General features: G+C 68.9%; 13 protein-coding genes, 1 pseudogene and 1 riboswitch. Of the genes and pseudogenes, 1 reads left to right on the forward strand and 13 read right to left on the reverse strand.

Annotated elements, in window-relative coordinates; genetic code table 11:
• Window positions 1-332: 332 nt before the first annotated feature.
• The 8 genes from EV653_RS25070 to EV653_RS25105 form a co-directional block, all read right to left on the reverse strand.
• A complete protein-coding gene (locus EV653_RS25070; protein ID WP_134106117.1) occupies window positions 333-1,331 on the reverse strand; it encodes an adenylate/guanylate cyclase domain-containing protein in 999 nt (332 codons plus the stop codon).
• Window positions 1,321-1,719, reverse strand: coding sequence for a cyclic nucleotide-binding domain-containing protein (locus tag EV653_RS25075; protein WP_134106118.1), 399 nt, complete (start codon window positions 1,717-1,719; stop codon window positions 1,321-1,323). Before EV653_RS25075 ends, EV653_RS25070 begins: the two co-directional genes overlap by 11 nt.
• 82 nt (window positions 1,720-1,801) lie before the next feature.
• Window positions 1,802-3,184: an FAD-dependent monooxygenase gene (locus tag EV653_RS25080; protein ID WP_134106119.1), complete on the reverse strand. Its 1,383-nt coding sequence runs from the start codon at window positions 3,182-3,184 to the stop codon at window positions 1,802-1,804.
• Window positions 3,181-3,822 (reverse strand): VC0807 family protein, encoded by a 642-nt coding sequence (locus EV653_RS25085; RefSeq protein ID WP_134106120.1) that lies wholly within the window; start codon window positions 3,820-3,822, stop codon window positions 3,181-3,183. The genes EV653_RS25080 and EV653_RS25085 overlap by 4 nt, the downstream gene beginning before the upstream one ends.
• On the reverse strand, window positions 3,822-4,415 hold the full coding sequence (locus tag EV653_RS25090) for a TetR/AcrR family transcriptional regulator (RefSeq protein ID WP_134106121.1): 594 nt from the start codon (window positions 4,413-4,415) through the stop codon (window positions 3,822-3,824). Before EV653_RS25090 ends, EV653_RS25085 begins: the two co-directional genes overlap by 1 nt.
• Window positions 4,416-4,483: 68 nt before the next feature.
• Window positions 4,484-5,830: a threonine/serine ThrE exporter family protein gene (locus EV653_RS25095; protein ID WP_134106122.1), complete on the reverse strand. Its 1,347-nt coding sequence runs from the start codon at window positions 5,828-5,830 to the stop codon at window positions 4,484-4,486.
• On the reverse strand, window positions 5,831-6,805 hold the full coding sequence (locus EV653_RS25100) for a sugar-binding transcriptional regulator (protein ID WP_202871811.1): 975 nt from the start codon (window positions 6,803-6,805) through the stop codon (window positions 5,831-5,833).
• A gap of 30 nt (window positions 6,806-6,835) precedes the next feature.
• Entirely contained in the window at window positions 6,836-8,326 is a 1,491-nt protein-coding gene (locus EV653_RS25105) for an apiosidase-like domain-containing protein (RefSeq protein ID WP_166679548.1), read from the reverse strand.
• Window positions 8,327-8,371: 45 nt separating this feature from the next.
• Window positions 8,372-8,505: riboswitch (FMN riboswitch) on the forward strand.
• Window positions 8,506-8,595: 90 nt separating this feature from the next.
• On the opposite strand from EV653_RS25105, the pseudogene ribB reads away from it, so the two are divergent.
• A pseudogene (gene ribB / locus EV653_RS25110) lies at window positions 8,596-9,201 on the forward strand (3,4-dihydroxy-2-butanone-4-phosphate synthase); the annotation flags it as partial.
• Here the strand turns inward: ribB and EV653_RS25115 are convergent.
• The 5 genes from EV653_RS25115 to EV653_RS25135 are packed head-to-tail and all read right to left on the reverse strand — an operon-like array spanning window position 9,194 to window position 13,827.
• Complete coding sequence (locus EV653_RS25115) at window positions 9,194-10,162, reverse strand: transketolase family protein (RefSeq protein ID WP_134106124.1); 969 nt, start codon at window positions 10,160-10,162, stop codon at window positions 9,194-9,196. The pseudogene ribB and the gene EV653_RS25115 overlap by 8 nt on opposite strands.
• On the reverse strand, window positions 10,159-11,037 hold the full coding sequence (locus tag EV653_RS25120; RefSeq protein WP_134106125.1) for a transketolase: 879 nt from the start codon (window positions 11,035-11,037) through the stop codon (window positions 10,159-10,161). The genes EV653_RS25115 and EV653_RS25120 overlap by 4 nt, the downstream gene beginning before the upstream one ends.
• On the reverse strand, window positions 11,034-12,029 hold the full coding sequence (locus EV653_RS25125; protein WP_134106126.1) for a sugar phosphate isomerase/epimerase family protein: 996 nt from the start codon (window positions 12,027-12,029) through the stop codon (window positions 11,034-11,036). The genes EV653_RS25120 and EV653_RS25125 overlap by 4 nt, the downstream gene beginning before the upstream one ends.
• 8 nt (window positions 12,030-12,037) lie before the next feature.
• Entirely contained in the window at window positions 12,038-12,928 is an 891-nt protein-coding gene (locus tag EV653_RS25130; RefSeq protein WP_134106127.1) for a carbohydrate ABC transporter permease, read from the reverse strand.
• Window positions 12,925-13,827 carry a carbohydrate ABC transporter permease gene (locus EV653_RS25135; RefSeq protein WP_134106128.1) on the reverse strand — a complete coding sequence of 301 codons (903 nt, stop codon included), beginning with the start codon at window positions 13,825-13,827 and terminating at the stop codon, window positions 12,925-12,927. The genes EV653_RS25130 and EV653_RS25135 overlap by 4 nt, the downstream gene beginning before the upstream one ends.
• Between the last annotated feature and the right edge of the window lie 2 nt (window positions 13,828-13,829).

Here is a 13,829-nt window from a genome sequence, read left to right on the forward strand (position 1 = left end):
CGGGGCGCCGGGACGGGGCGGGACGCCGGTGCAGCGCGGGACGCGAGTGCGGCGCCGCAGCACGGCGCCGCAGCACGGGAGACGGGTCCGGCGCGGGACGCCGGGACGGGGCGGGGCGCCGGGACGGGGCGGGGCGCCGGTGCGGGACGGGATGCGGGTACGACGTCGCGGTGCGGAGGCGGGTGCGGAGGCGGGTGCGGCGTGGGGTGTCGGCGGGAGGGATGCGGGCTGCCGGGGAGTGGGGCGGGACAGGTTGCCGGCGGATGCGGGGCCCGGGGTGCTGGGCGGGCGTGCTGAACAGGGGCGGGCCGCAGGGCGGGGCGTGGGAGTGGTTATGGGGTGGTCGCGCGTTGGATGGCGTAGGGGACCAGGTGGCGGTAGCCGCGGACCGACACCCGGCGGAGGCGGTGGAGGTCGTACGCGGGGTGGCCGTCCAGGGCGGCGGCCAGTTCGCGGTCGGCGAGGACGCGGCCGGGTTTGCACTCGGTGGTGAGGCGGGCGGCCAGGTTGACGACCTCGCCATACACGTCGCCGAGCCGGATCAGGATCGTGCCGTAGGCGAGCCCGATCCGGAGCTCGGGCAGCCCCTCGTCCGCGTTCACAGCGTCCTGCAGGGCCAGCGCGACCGCGGCGCCCTGGGCGGCGGTGTCGGCGACGAACAGCACTTCGTCGCCAATCGACTTGATCACCCGCCCACCGTTCAGCGCGACGACATCGGCCGCCGTACCCTCGAACCGCTCGATCAGTTCGCCGAGCTCTGCCTCCGTCAGCCGGCGGGTCAACCGCGTGTAGCTGACGATGTCCGCGAACCCGACCGCGCGCACACCCCGCGCCAGCTCGTCGGACCCGGCCACCGACCGCCCAGCGGCCGCGGCGAGATGCCGGCGCCAGACGTAGGTCTGCAACCGCTCCATCGCCGGCAGCAGCAGTCCCGCGACCTCGATCGCCTCGTCCGCCGAGAGGTTGGAGCTAGAGAGGAAGTCCAGGAACATCGCCGACTGCCAGGACGCCAGCCGCGACTGCGTCTGCCCGAGCTTCCGCGCGAGCGAGGACTCCATCTCGGGCTCGATGAACTTGTCGTCCTCGAGCGCCGCGACCAGCCGCAACGCCTCGACGTCGTCGTCGGTGAAGGCCACCTCGTCGTCTGGCACGGTTGCGAACCCGAGCGCGTGCCACATCCGCTCGGCGCGCTGGATCGAGATCCCTGCCCGCTCCGACACCTGCACCCGGGTGAACTTCCGCTCCCCGCCCAGCAGCGTCCGCTCGAAATCCTGAGCCAACGCGGCCAGATCCGGCGCCCCAGGGTCAGTGGCCCCAGGGTCAGTGGCCACCGCGGCGCTCGGCGATGGTGGCGTCGATGGCGTCGCGGAACGCCGGCAGCCGGCGGGTCAGGTCGTCGAACTTCTCCCGGGTGAAGTGCAGCAGCTGCAGCCGCGACTTCGCCGTGACGGTTGCCGTCCGCAACGTGTTCTTCCGGACCGCGACCTCGCCGGCGATATCGCCCGGGCCGAGCGTGGCGATCTCCTGGCCCTTCTCCCGGACCGCCGCGGTGCCGCTGAGGATCAGGTACGCCGCGTCGGGCGGCGTCTGCTCCAGGATCAGCGACCAGCCGGCCGGCACCGAAACTTCCTCACCGGCCCGGAAGATGTCCCTGATGTCCTTTCCGGACAGATCCGCGAACAGCGGGAGATCCCGTGGGGACGTCCTACCCAGTGCCACGTCGCTCCTCCTCGTCGGCCCTGTCTGGCACGGTGCCCGCCGGTCGAACCCGGCGATCCGCCGATGTTTCCAGTCGGTAACTCTAACGGCTCGTAGACGCCGTGGTCACCCTCTGATCCGAAACACGCCCGATCTGCGGTACTGCGGCCTCCGGATCGTCGGTTGCCCACCGCACATACCCGTCCGGCCGGACCAGGATCCGCGCCGCCGGGAGGTCCCCGCCCTCGAGCAGCACGAACCGCCCATCCCGAAGACGCTCAGCCACCGTCGTACCGTCGGTGAGCGTCAGATCCGGCATCCGCCGACCGACCAACGGATGCTCACCGGCCGCATAGGCAAGCCCGATCCCCGAGATCGCGCCGGCCAGCCGCCGATTCGCCTCCGGTACGCCGAGCAGGTCGACGAACGTCTCGCGCAGGCACGCTACGTCGTCGTCCGGCACCATCAGCACGCCCTGCGCCCGCGTGTTCGCGAGTACGGCGCTCGCGGCGGGATGCCGTTCGTCGTGGTAACTGTCCAGCAGGTCGTCGTCCGCATCGCCCCGCACGACCGCGCCGAGCTTCCACCCGAGGTTGAACGCGTCCTGCAGTCCGAGGTTCATCCCCTGACCACCGGTCGGCGAGTGGATGTGCGCCGCGTCGCCCGCCACGAAGACCCGGCCGACGCGATACCGGTCGGCCTGCCGGGCGGCGTCGGTGAAACGCGAGCCGTACCGGAGCTCACGCAGTACGACATCCTCGCCGTACCAGGACTGGAGCGCGGCGGCGACCTCACCGAAGGTGACCGGCTGATCCTTGGGCAGATTTTGTTGCTCCGGGCCCGTGAACAGCGCACGGTGAACGCCGTCCTCCAACGGCACCATCGTCATCACCGCACCATCACGTGGCACCAGCGCCGGCAACTCCCATCCCGGCTCGACACCGGAGACGACGACGTCGGCAACGACCGCGCTGAATCGCCCGTCGCGTCCGGGGAAGCCGATCCCAGCCAGCCTCCGCACCGCGCTCCGTGCCCCGTCGCAGCCGACGACCCACCCCGCCCGGATCGTCGCATCAGCGAACGACGCCACGATGCCGGCCGAGTCCTGCCGGAGGCCGGTCAGCTCGAGACCTCGCCGTACTACGATGCCCTGCGCAACCAAATGATCCTCGAGCAGTTGCTCGATGCGCCGCTGCGGAATCCCAAGCTGGTAAGGGAATCTGGTATCCAGCGCGGTGTAGTCGAGCGGGACCGGCAGCCCCGCGAAGTGCCCGGCCGGCAACCGCGGCGCGTCATCGAGCAGAGATCCGAGAAGGCCACGGGAGTGCAGGATCTCCACCGATCGCGGCTGCAGCGTCAACGCCTTCGACTGCCCCGACCGCTCGCCGGCCTTGTCGACCAGCACGACCTGCGCGCCTGCGAGGGCGAGCTCCGACGCCAGCAGGAGCCCGGTGGGTCCGGCGCCGACCACCAACACATCGGTCATGCGAGCAGGTCGTTCTTCCGCGAGTAGATCATCATGAAGCCGTAGAGCAGGGCGAACACGACGATCCATTGGACCGTCGTCACGCCGGGGACGGCGTCGAGCGGCAGCACGTAGGCGATCACGACGCGGACGACCGCGTCGAGGACGAGACCGACGCCCCAGACGATCGTGATCAGGCGGATGCCGTGCCGGAAACGCGGCTCGCGGTCCCAGCGGCTCGCCCAGACCTCGCCACCGCCCTTGCCACGCTTGGCTTCCGCGATGCCACGTCCGATCGACAGCAGCAGAGGTTTGCCGAGGGCAACGGTTCCGAGCATCCACGCGCCGCACAGCGCGGTGATCACGCCGTCCTTGGCGAGCAGCATTCGCGGGCTGTGCATCGCCAGCGACGCGATCGTGCCGACCGCGAGCGCGATGATCATGAAGACGGCCATCCAGTCGACCGTGCGGCCCCGGACGATCGAGTACGCCGTACGCACGACCGGGATCACGGATCCGGCCAGCGTCGCGCCGACCACGCCGACGCCGGACTGGCGGAGGCCGTAGAAGATCAGCAGCGGCACGACCAGGTCGACCAGGACCGGAGCGAGCACCGCACCCCAGCGCGCTTTGGGCTTCGCATCCAGCGCCATCGCCATCATCGCTCCACTCGGGTCGCTCGGTCGAAGGTCTCGATCAGTTCGCGCGCACAGTCCGCGGCGTCGGCGCCGCCGATCAGGCGGCCGGCCACCGCATCGATGGCGGCGCGCAGGGCGACCGCCATCAGCAGGGAGTCGAAGCTGCGGAACACACCGGCCTGCTGGCCGGACTCGAACAGCGCGACCAAGCGGGCGAGAGCGCTGTCGGCCTCCTCCGACGGCACCTGGGCGCCACCGAAGACGATCTGCTGCACCGCGCGGACATGATCCGGCCGGGCCGCGATGAACTCGACGTTCGACCGGATGTAGGCAGCGAGCTTCCCCGGCAGCTCGTCGGCAGCCTCGATCGCCGGCCGCATCGCCTCGGCCGCATCCGTGGTCACCCGGCGCAGAACCTCCGCCAGCAACTCGTCCTTGGTGCTGAAGTGGTACGAGATCAGCCGCTTGCTGCTCAGCCCGGCCACCTCACAGATCGCGTCGTACGACGTTGCCGCATAGCCGCGCTCGGCGAGCACAGTGATCGTCGCCGCGACGATCTGGTCGCGACGAGCCGCCGTGCTCCGGGCACGGTCGGTGCTCTGATTTATCCGCATGAGTAAAAGTTACCCAGGTGGATAACTACCGTCAAGCGTGACTGCGTCACGGTGACGAGCAAGGAGAGCTAGCTGCTGGTACGGCGTCGCCGGCGTGGTCGGGCTGTCCGGCGCCGGACCGGGCGCCGTGGGCCTACCAGGCGGGGGCCCGCGAGGCGGTCTTCGAGGCGACGGGCCTCGCGGCGGATCGGCTGGGCGAGGTACTCGCCGAGGATCAGGCCGGAGGCGAGGGCGACGCCGATGGCGACCGCGGTGCCGAGGCTGACGATGCCGATCAGGTTGCCGAGGCCCATCAGCTCGTAGAGGCCCTTGTAGATCGTGAGCCCCGGCAGCAGCGGAATCGAGCCGGCGACGACCACGACCAGAGGCGGTACGCCGACGCGACGCCCGACGGAGTAGCTGCCCAGCCCGACGACACACGCCGCCGCGGCCGTCGACCAGGCCGGGCCGAACGACGCCCGCGTCATCAGCGTGAAGACCAGCGAGCCCAGCCCGCCCATGACGGCGACCGGCAGCAAGGCGCGGAGAGGTGCGTACGACGCATAGGCGAACGCGACCGCCATCACCGCACCGGAGAAGACCATGATCGGAAGGTTCCCGAGCTGGATCGTCTCCGCCTCGATGCCGACGTGCAGCCCGAGCTTCAGTCCCAGCGCGAGCCCGAGCGAGACCCCCGCGATGATCCCGCCGGTGAGCAGCATCGCTTCGAGGCTTCGGGCCGCGGCGGTCACGTAGTACCCGGTGATCGCGTCCTGGACGGCGCCGGTCAGCGCGATCCCCGCCAGCAACATAATGATGCCTGCGGCAACGACCAGCGATGGTTTGACCGGCGCATGGACGGCGTACAGGATCAAGGCAACCGCGGTCGCGACGAAGGCGCCCGCGACCTGTTGGTAGAAGGCGGGCAGCCTCTGCCGGTTGAACCAGCGGTTGCTGACATCGATCACGATGGCGGTGAGCACTGCCACCAACGTGATCAGCCAGCCGCCGCCGAGCAGGAGCGTCGCGCCGCCCGCCATTGCGCCCCAGGCGAGTACGGCGCTCCACCGCGGGTACGGCGGACCGGCCGACGTCAGGCGGGCCAGCTCGCGCGACGCTTCCTCGCGGGTGACGTCGCCGCGCGCGAACCGTCGTACCAGCTGATCGACGTCGGTCAGGCGGGAGAAGTCCTGCGAGCGGTACCGGACCAGCCGGATGTGCGTCTCGGGCGCGACGTCGGGCGCGGCCTGGTACGAGACCGCCATCGAGGTGAACGTGATGTCGACCTCGCAGCCGCGCAGTCCCCCGGCCGCGGTGACGCCGAGGATCGTCGCGGTCGCGTCCGCCGTGCCGGCGCCGCTCGACAACAGCACCTCACCGACCCGCAAGGCCAGGTCGATGGTCGCGTAGACCTCCCGCTGCTCGTCAGTCTGCATCTACTGCTCGAGCAGCCGATGGGCCATCGCGAGGTCGGTGATCAGGATGTTGACCCAGCCGCCGAGCATCGCGGCCCGGATCGCGGAGTACTTGCGTTCACCGCCGGCGACCCCGATCCGCCGCGGCACCGCCAGCAGTTCCTTCGCGGTCACCCCGATGACCCGCTGGTCGAACGTCGAACGCACAAGCCTTCCCTCTTCGTCGAAGAACCGGAAACACACGTCCCCGACGGCACCGAGCCGGCGCAGCTCGTCCTGGTCGGCCTCCGCGACCGCGTTCCCGCTGCGCTGCAGCAGCGGCGAGGGCTCGAGACTGCCGATCCCGACCAGGGCGTCGGTGAGCTGTCCCCACGTGCCCAGAACGTCCCGAACCGACACGTCGTTCATCATCGCCCGGCGTACGGCGGGTGTCCCGACCAGACCCGGCGCCGGCAGGTAGACCGGCATCCCGCCGGTCAGCTCGGCGAACCGCGCGGTCAGCCGGGTGGCCTGCATCTGCACCGCCGCATCGCCGAGGCCGCCGACGATCTGGACCACCTTGTCCACGACCGGCACGCTCTTGCGCGGCATCCGGTCGACGGCGCTGATCAGCGTCTCGCTCCAGGACGAGATCCCGACCACGTGGCCGCCGGTCAGTGTCATGTCCAGGTACGCCGCCGCGCCCGAACCGAGTGCCGGCAGGACGTCGTCCCCGACGCCGAGGGTGTCGACGACGACCGCGTCCCGCAGCCCGTACCGCCCCTGCAACTCGTCCTCGAGATCGCTGTGTACGCCGCTCGGCATGGTCACCACGGTGTGCACGATGCCGACGTCGACGGCCTGCTTGAGCATCCGGGACACCCGCGCCTGCGACAGGTTGAGCTCGGCGGCGATCTGCGGCTGGCGGATGCCCTTCTCGTGGTACATCCGCGCAACCTTCGCGAGCAGCCGCAGCTCGTCCAGCCCCGGCTGGCGTACTGCGCGGTTCGCGTTCACTCGACCCCCTCGAAACGTCAGGAATACGGACTATAGGTCAGGCAGACAGAGGTACACCCGTGGTGATCCACCGGGGTCGGGGATCGGGGCGTTCCAGGTGTCCCGCTTGCCGGAGGCGACGATCGAGCCGTCGCGCGGATCGACGACCGTGTACGCGAGCGGGACCGTGTCGTCGAACACCATCACCGGGCCGCCGTTCTCCCGGTAGACGATCAGCATCCCGTCCGCGCCGCTGAGCGCACGCCCGGAGATGACGCGGGTCCAGTCCGGCACCATGTCGGTGGTCGGCAGGCCCGCCACAATCTTGCCGAGCATCCCGACGTACGTCGAACCCTCGAAGCCGACCGCCTCGCGCCAGCCCGCCCCCGGCGCCAGGAAGAACTCGGAGTGCCCCGGCTCCTCGGGATGCAGGCGCCACTGCCACAGGCTGCCCGCGCCGTAGACGACACCCATCGTCCCGCCCGCGCACAGGTTGCTCCACGCTTCGTGGCCTTGCCACCAGCCTTCGGCGACGCCTGTCCGGCCTGTGTGTTCGTAGGTCGGTTCGCCGTTCGCGACGGCCTTGACCGGCTCGTTGCGCCACATGTCCGCGACTCGTTCGGGGACGTGCTCGCCGGTGTGACCGGTCTGGCACCACTGGAAGTCGAGCCAGTCGGCGTCCTGGTGGGCGTTCGCGCGGATGTGCGGGCGGTAGTGGATACCGGTCGGCTGCCCGTAGCAGTCGACGGCGTGCACCTCTGCCCCACCCGTGGCGGTCTGCGGCTCGTCACCTGAGCCGTCGCCGCCGACCAGGTAGATCGCCGGCCTCGCCCCGTATCGCGCAACGAGGTAGCGGCAGTAGGCGGCGTACTCGGCTGGAGGTACGACGGTGCCGGCGACGTCGAGGCCCTTCCAGCCGAAGCCCTGGAAGACGGGCTGCAGCACCGGGGCCAGGCCGTGCTCGACCAGGATGTCCAGCAACACGTCCAGGTACTGGAAGTACTCGACGTTCAGCTGGTTGAGATGGCCGTCGGCCAGGTCCTCGAAGCCGACGTCGAAGCCTTCGTCCTGGGTGCGGTCGCGGGGACCGACCGCGTGCATGTCCGGTTGCACCGTCATCAGCAGGACCGCGTTGAAGCCCTTCGCCTGCCGGTCGGCGGCGTACTCACGGACCTGTTCGGGAGTGGCACGCCACGGAAGCGCCCACGCGGTGTCGGCGACCAGGATCGCGGGCGTCCCGTCGGCGTGGACCAGGCTGCGGCGGCCGGGCGACATCCGCCAGAACCCATGCCGGTAGAACGGGTTGGGCTCGTCCGCGCCCGCAGGACGCACCTCGAACTCGCCGCTCTTCCAGCGCCAGCGACCCGCCTCCGGCGGGGCGAAGCGGACCCGCCAGCTGTGCCCGCCGTCCCAGAACGCCGGCCGCCGGAGGCGGCGGCCGGACTCGTGCTCGAAGTCCACCCAGACCTCGGTGCCGTGCGAATCGGCGTCCTCGCCGGTCAGCCGGAGTTCGATCTCGCGCCAGACGGATGAGATGGACATGACACTCCCGGGATGCTCGTTGCCGTTAAGCTGATCATGAAAGACACACGTGCTCTGGGGTCGGTGAAATTCCGAGCCGGCGGTGACAGTCCGCGACCCGTGACTTCGCGAGAAGAAGCGGTTGACCTGGTGGAACTCCGGGACCGACGGTGAAAGTCCGGATGGGAAGACGCACGTGGCAGCTTCACGTTTCCTGCGCGAAAACAGGAGCGTGAGGTTTGTCGTTGCCCCGGAGTGCTGTCCAGAGCACTGCCGAGAGGACACCGACCGTGAACACCATCACCAGCCTCGACACCGTCGAACGCGCCGTCGCCGAGATCGCCGCCGGACGGCCGGTCGTGGTCGTCGACGACGAGGACCGCGAGAACGAGGGCGACCTGACCTTCGCCGCGAGCCTGGCCACCCCTGAGCTGATGGCGCTGCTCGTGCGCCACACCAGCGGATACGTCTGCGCGCCCGCGGCGGCGGAGCTGCTTGACCGCCTCGAGTTGCCGCTGATGGTGCCGGACAACCAGGACAGCTTGCGGACGGCGTACACGATCTCCGTGGACGCGGCGACCGGTGTCGGCACCGGCATCTCCGCGGCCGACCGGGCGCGGACCGTCCGCGTGCTGGCCGACCCCACGGCGCAGCCCGCGGACCTGATCCGGCCCGGTCACATCCTTCCGTTGCGCGCGGTCGACGGCGGAGTCCGCCAGCGCCCCGGTCACACCGAGGCCACTGTCGAACTCGTCCGGCTGGCCGGCCTGTCGCCGGTCGGCGTGATCGGCGAACTCATGAACGACGACGGAACGCTGATGACCGGCACGGACCTGCGCGCCTTCGCCGACGCTCATGACTTCGCGATGATCTCGATCGCCGATCTCGTCAGCTACTTGTCGTGACGAGCTTGCGGGCGGCGTCGGCGATGCCCTCGGGAGACAAGCCGTACCGGTCCAGCAGGTAACCGGCCGACCCCGTGGGCGCGAACTCGGGGAACCCGAGGATCGACACCCGCGCCGGATGATGCTGTACGACGGTCTCCGCGACCGCCCCACCGAGACCGCCACCGGAGACGGCCTCCTCGGCGGTCACGATGCCGGCCGTCTCCCGCGCGGCCGCAACCACGGCGTCGGTGTCCAACGGCTTCACCGTCGGCATCGACAGCACCCTGGCCGAGATTCCTTCCTCGGCGAGCCGCTCCGCCGCGGCGAGCGCGCGCCACAGGACCGTGCCGTTGCTGATCACCGTGACGTCGTTGCCTTCGCGAACCGTGATCGCCTTGCCGAGGTGGAACTCGTAGTCCTCCGGGTACACCTTCGGCACGCTCATCCGGCTGACCCGGATGAACACCGGGCCCTCCGAGGCCGCCGCCCAGCGCAGCGCTGCCGCAGTCTCGATCGGGTCGGCCGGCACGATGATCCGGATCCCGTCGATCGCCCGCAACCAGGCGATGTCCTCGACGGAGTGGTGCGTCGGGCCGAGTTCGCCGTACGCGACGCCTGGGCTCATACCGCAGAGCTTCACGTTGGTGTGCGAGTACGCGACGTCGGCCTTGATCTGCTCCAGGGCGCGCGCTGTGAGGAAGCAGGACGCCGCCGAGACGAACGGGATCCGGCCGCCGTTGGCCAGCCCCGACGCGACGCCGACCATGTCCTGCTCGGCGATCCCGACATTGATCAGCCGATCCGGGAACGCCTTACGGAAGCTGTTCAGCTTGCTGGAGCCGACCGAGTCGTTGACCACGCCAACGATCCGGTGATCGGCCTCGGCGAGCTGGGCCAACGTCTCGACGTACGCGTCCCGGCAGTCGTAGCGCGGCTGGTCGGCGATCGAGGCAGTGTGGACGACGGTCATGCGAGCTCCTTGAGGGCCTGGTCGAACTCGGCGTCGTCGGGGACGCGGTGATGCCAGGCGACGTTGTTGCTCATGAACGAGATCGGGTGGCCCTTGTGCGTGTGGGCGATGACGAACGTCGGCTTGCCCGGCCGGAACGGTACGGCGGACAGCACGTCGAGCAGCTCGCCGTGATCGTGGCCGTTCACCTCGACCACCGCGAACCCGAACGCGGCCGCCTTCTCCGGCAACGGATCGAGGTCGTTGGTCTCCTTGGTGGTCGCGCCCTGCTGCAGCCGGTTCCGGTCGACGATCACGGTCAGCCGGTCCAGCTGGTACTGCGAGGCCGCCATCATCGCCTCCCAGTTCGAACCCTCCTGCAACTCACCGTCCCCAACGAGCACATACGTACGGCGCATCGAGACGTCGAGCTTTGCCGACAGGGCATGCCCGACGGCGATCGGCAGACCGTGCCCGAGCGGACCGGTGTTCGCCTCGACGCCGGCCACCTTCGTCCGGTTCGGGTGACCGTTCAGTGCGGACAACGGCTTGAGGAACGTCGCAAGCTCCTCGACCGGCAGGAACCCGAACGCCGCGAGCGTGGTGTAGAGCGCGCCGGCGACGTGGCCCTTGCTCAGGATGAAACGGTCCCGCTCGGGATCGTTCACGGTCGCGGGCGAGATGTCGAGCACAGCGCCGTACAGCGTGGCCAGGATGTCGATCGCGGAGAAGTCACCACCGATGTGCCCGGCTCCGGCGTAATGGACCAGCTTGAGGTCCTGGATCCGGATCTGTTTCGCGGCCTCGGCGATGTGCGCGATCTGCTCGGTCCGGCTGCTGTGAGCAGGCAGCCGTCCGAGCACCGGCAGTGTCGCGTGCTCGACGGTCAGAGTCATGCGATCTCCGACATCGAGCTCAGCAGCACCTTCTGGACGAGCCGCTGCGCGGCCAGCGCGTCGTGCGAGGCCTGCGCGGCGGCGAGAGCGTCGTCGTCCAGTACGTCGAGGGCATGGTGGACCGCCTTGAGGAAGCGGATCGCCTGCTTCGCGGCCTCGACGCTATCCTCGCGGAACGGGAACTGGTCCAGCTGCCAGACGCCCTCCCAGTTGTTCTTCCGCAGCGTGTGGAAGAACTCGAACGTCTCGACCAGGTGCACCGAGCCGACGACCATGTCGTCGTCCCAGCCCTTCATGTTGTCGTTGACGTCGATCGCGAAGAGCCGGTTGTAGTCGATCGCGAGCTGTGCCGCGTCGGCCGGCGTCTCCTGACCGTACAGCGAGTGCCCGAAGTCGAGCAGGATGCCCAGGTTGGGCAGGCCGATCTTCTCGATCCCGAGCAGCGTCCGGGCGACGTTCGGGAAGATGATCTTCACCCGCGGCTCGCGCGGTTTGTACTCGATCACGAAGTTGATGTCCGGGTGGGCCGACACCAGCTCCTTCAGGCCGTCGAGAGCGAGGTTCCAGATGTCGTGGTAGTCGACCTGGAACGGGTAGTCCCAGCCGTCCTGACCCGGCCACAGCTTCACGTACGAGCAGCCGAGCTCCTTCGCCAGCTCGGTTGCCTGGTGCAACAACTCCATCGCCTGCTTGCGAACGCCGGGGTCCGGGTTCGTGAAGGAGCCCTTGACGAAGTCGCGGGTGTAGATCTCCGGCGTGATGGCGATCGCCTTGAGGTTGTTGCGTTGCAGAGCGGCCTTCACCTCGTCGAGCGTTCCGTCGTACCCGGCGAACGGCCAGTTCAGGTCGACGACGGACAGGTCGCCGACGGCGCCGGCGCGGTCGATCTGCTCGATCAGTGTGACCGGATCGCCGTACCCGTCCGTGGCGTAACGGTCCTTGTAGGTGGCGAAGTGCCAGATACCCGCGCCGAAGACCGGCATGTCAGTCATAGGTGTTCCTATCCTTTGAGGGAGCCGGCGGTCAGACCGCCGACGATCCAGCGCTGGAGCAGGGTGTAGGCGATGAGGATCGGGACCACCGCGATCAGGATGCCCGCGGCGAGCCCGGTGTTGTTGTTCGCGAACTGGCCCTGGAAGTTCAGCAGCCCGACCGGGATCGTCTTGTGCGCGTCGGAGTTCAGCAGGATCAGCGCGAACAGGAACTCGTTCCAGGTCGCGACCGCGTCCAGGATCGCGACCGTCACGAGTGCGGGCACCGACAGCGGCAGGATCATCGTGAAGAACACCCGCCAGTCGCCGGCGCCGTCGACCTTCGCGGCCTCGATGATCTCGTCCGGGATCTGCCGGAAGAACGACTGCAGCACCAGCACCTCGAACGGGATGCCGAAGGCCAGGTACGGCCCGATCAGTCCGAAGATGCTGTCGGTGGCGCCGAGTGAGCGCATCATGATGAAGACCGGGACGATCGTGATGTAGATCGGGATCGTCAGCCCGAGGAACACCGCGAACATCACCGTCCGGCGGAACTTCATCCGCAGCTTGGCCAGCGCGAACCCGAGCATCGCCGACACCAGGACACCGAGCGGCACCTTGATCGCGGCCAGGATCGCGCTGTTCTTGTACGTCGTGGCGAAGTTGCCGATGTCCCAGGCGTCCTTGAAGTTCGTCCAGGTGAGGTGGTCGGGCCACGAGAGCGGACCGTTGCCGATGAAGTCCGCGAGCGGGCGTACGGCGGTGATCACCAGGAGGGCAAGCGGAGAGATCCAGAAGAGTGCGACGACGATCAGGACGAGGGTCATCACCAGGCCTCGGCGTCCCTTGGGCCCGGGACTGGCGGGCTCGGCCGTGTCGAGCGGGAGGTCCACGGCGGCTGGAGCGGTGAGCGTCATGACGCCTCCCTCGTCTGCGAGCGGACGTACGGGATGCCGACCGCGATGGCCACCAGTGTGATGACGACGGCGATCGCGGTGCCGTAGCCGGCTTGGTAGTACTGGAAGACGTTGAAGTACATCCACGTTCCCATCACCTGCGTCGACGTACCAGGGCCGCCGTACGTCATCGCATAGATCATGTCGAAGACCTTGAACGAATCGATCAGCGACAGAGCGATCACGATGTAGTGCGCGGGCCGCAGGCTCGGCATCGTCACGTGCCAGAACTGTTGCCACTTGGTCGCACCGTCGACGGTCGCGGCTTCGTACAGCTCGTTCGGGATCCCCTGCAGCGCGGCCAAGTAGAGCAGCATCGGGAAACCGGTCCGCAACCAGATCGCCGGCACCATCACCGCCCACAACGCGGTCGAGTCCTGACCGAGCCACGGCTGTGCCAGCCCGTCCAGCCCGATCAGGCGCAGGAACGAGTTGATCGCGCCGTACTGCGGGTTGTAGAGCCAGCCCCAGATGCTCGCGATGGACACGAGCGGCAGAACCGCGGGTGTGTAGAAGATCAGCCGCAGGATCGGCTTCCCGTGCACCTTGCCGTTCAGCGCGATCGCCAGCAGCAGGCCGATGATCGTCGGCACGGCGATCGTGACCACGGTCCAGATCAGGTTGTTCCGGACCGCCGTCACCACGACCGGGTCGTGCGGCAGCTTGAAGTAGTTGTCCAGGCCAACGAACTTGTACGTCGCGCTCAGGCCGTCCCAGTTGGTCAGGCTGAACCACAGCGACGACACCGCCGGGTACACCAGGAACCCGACGTACACCAGGAGCGCGGGCAGGGCGAACAACCACGGGGACCACCGGCCGCCGCGTTTGGGCTGCTTGGCAACAGCGACTGTCGTTGCCATCG

Source organism: Kribbella pratensis (assembly GCF_004365355.1).
Classification (GTDB): Bacteria; Actinomycetota; Actinomycetes; order Propionibacteriales; family Kribbellaceae; genus Kribbella.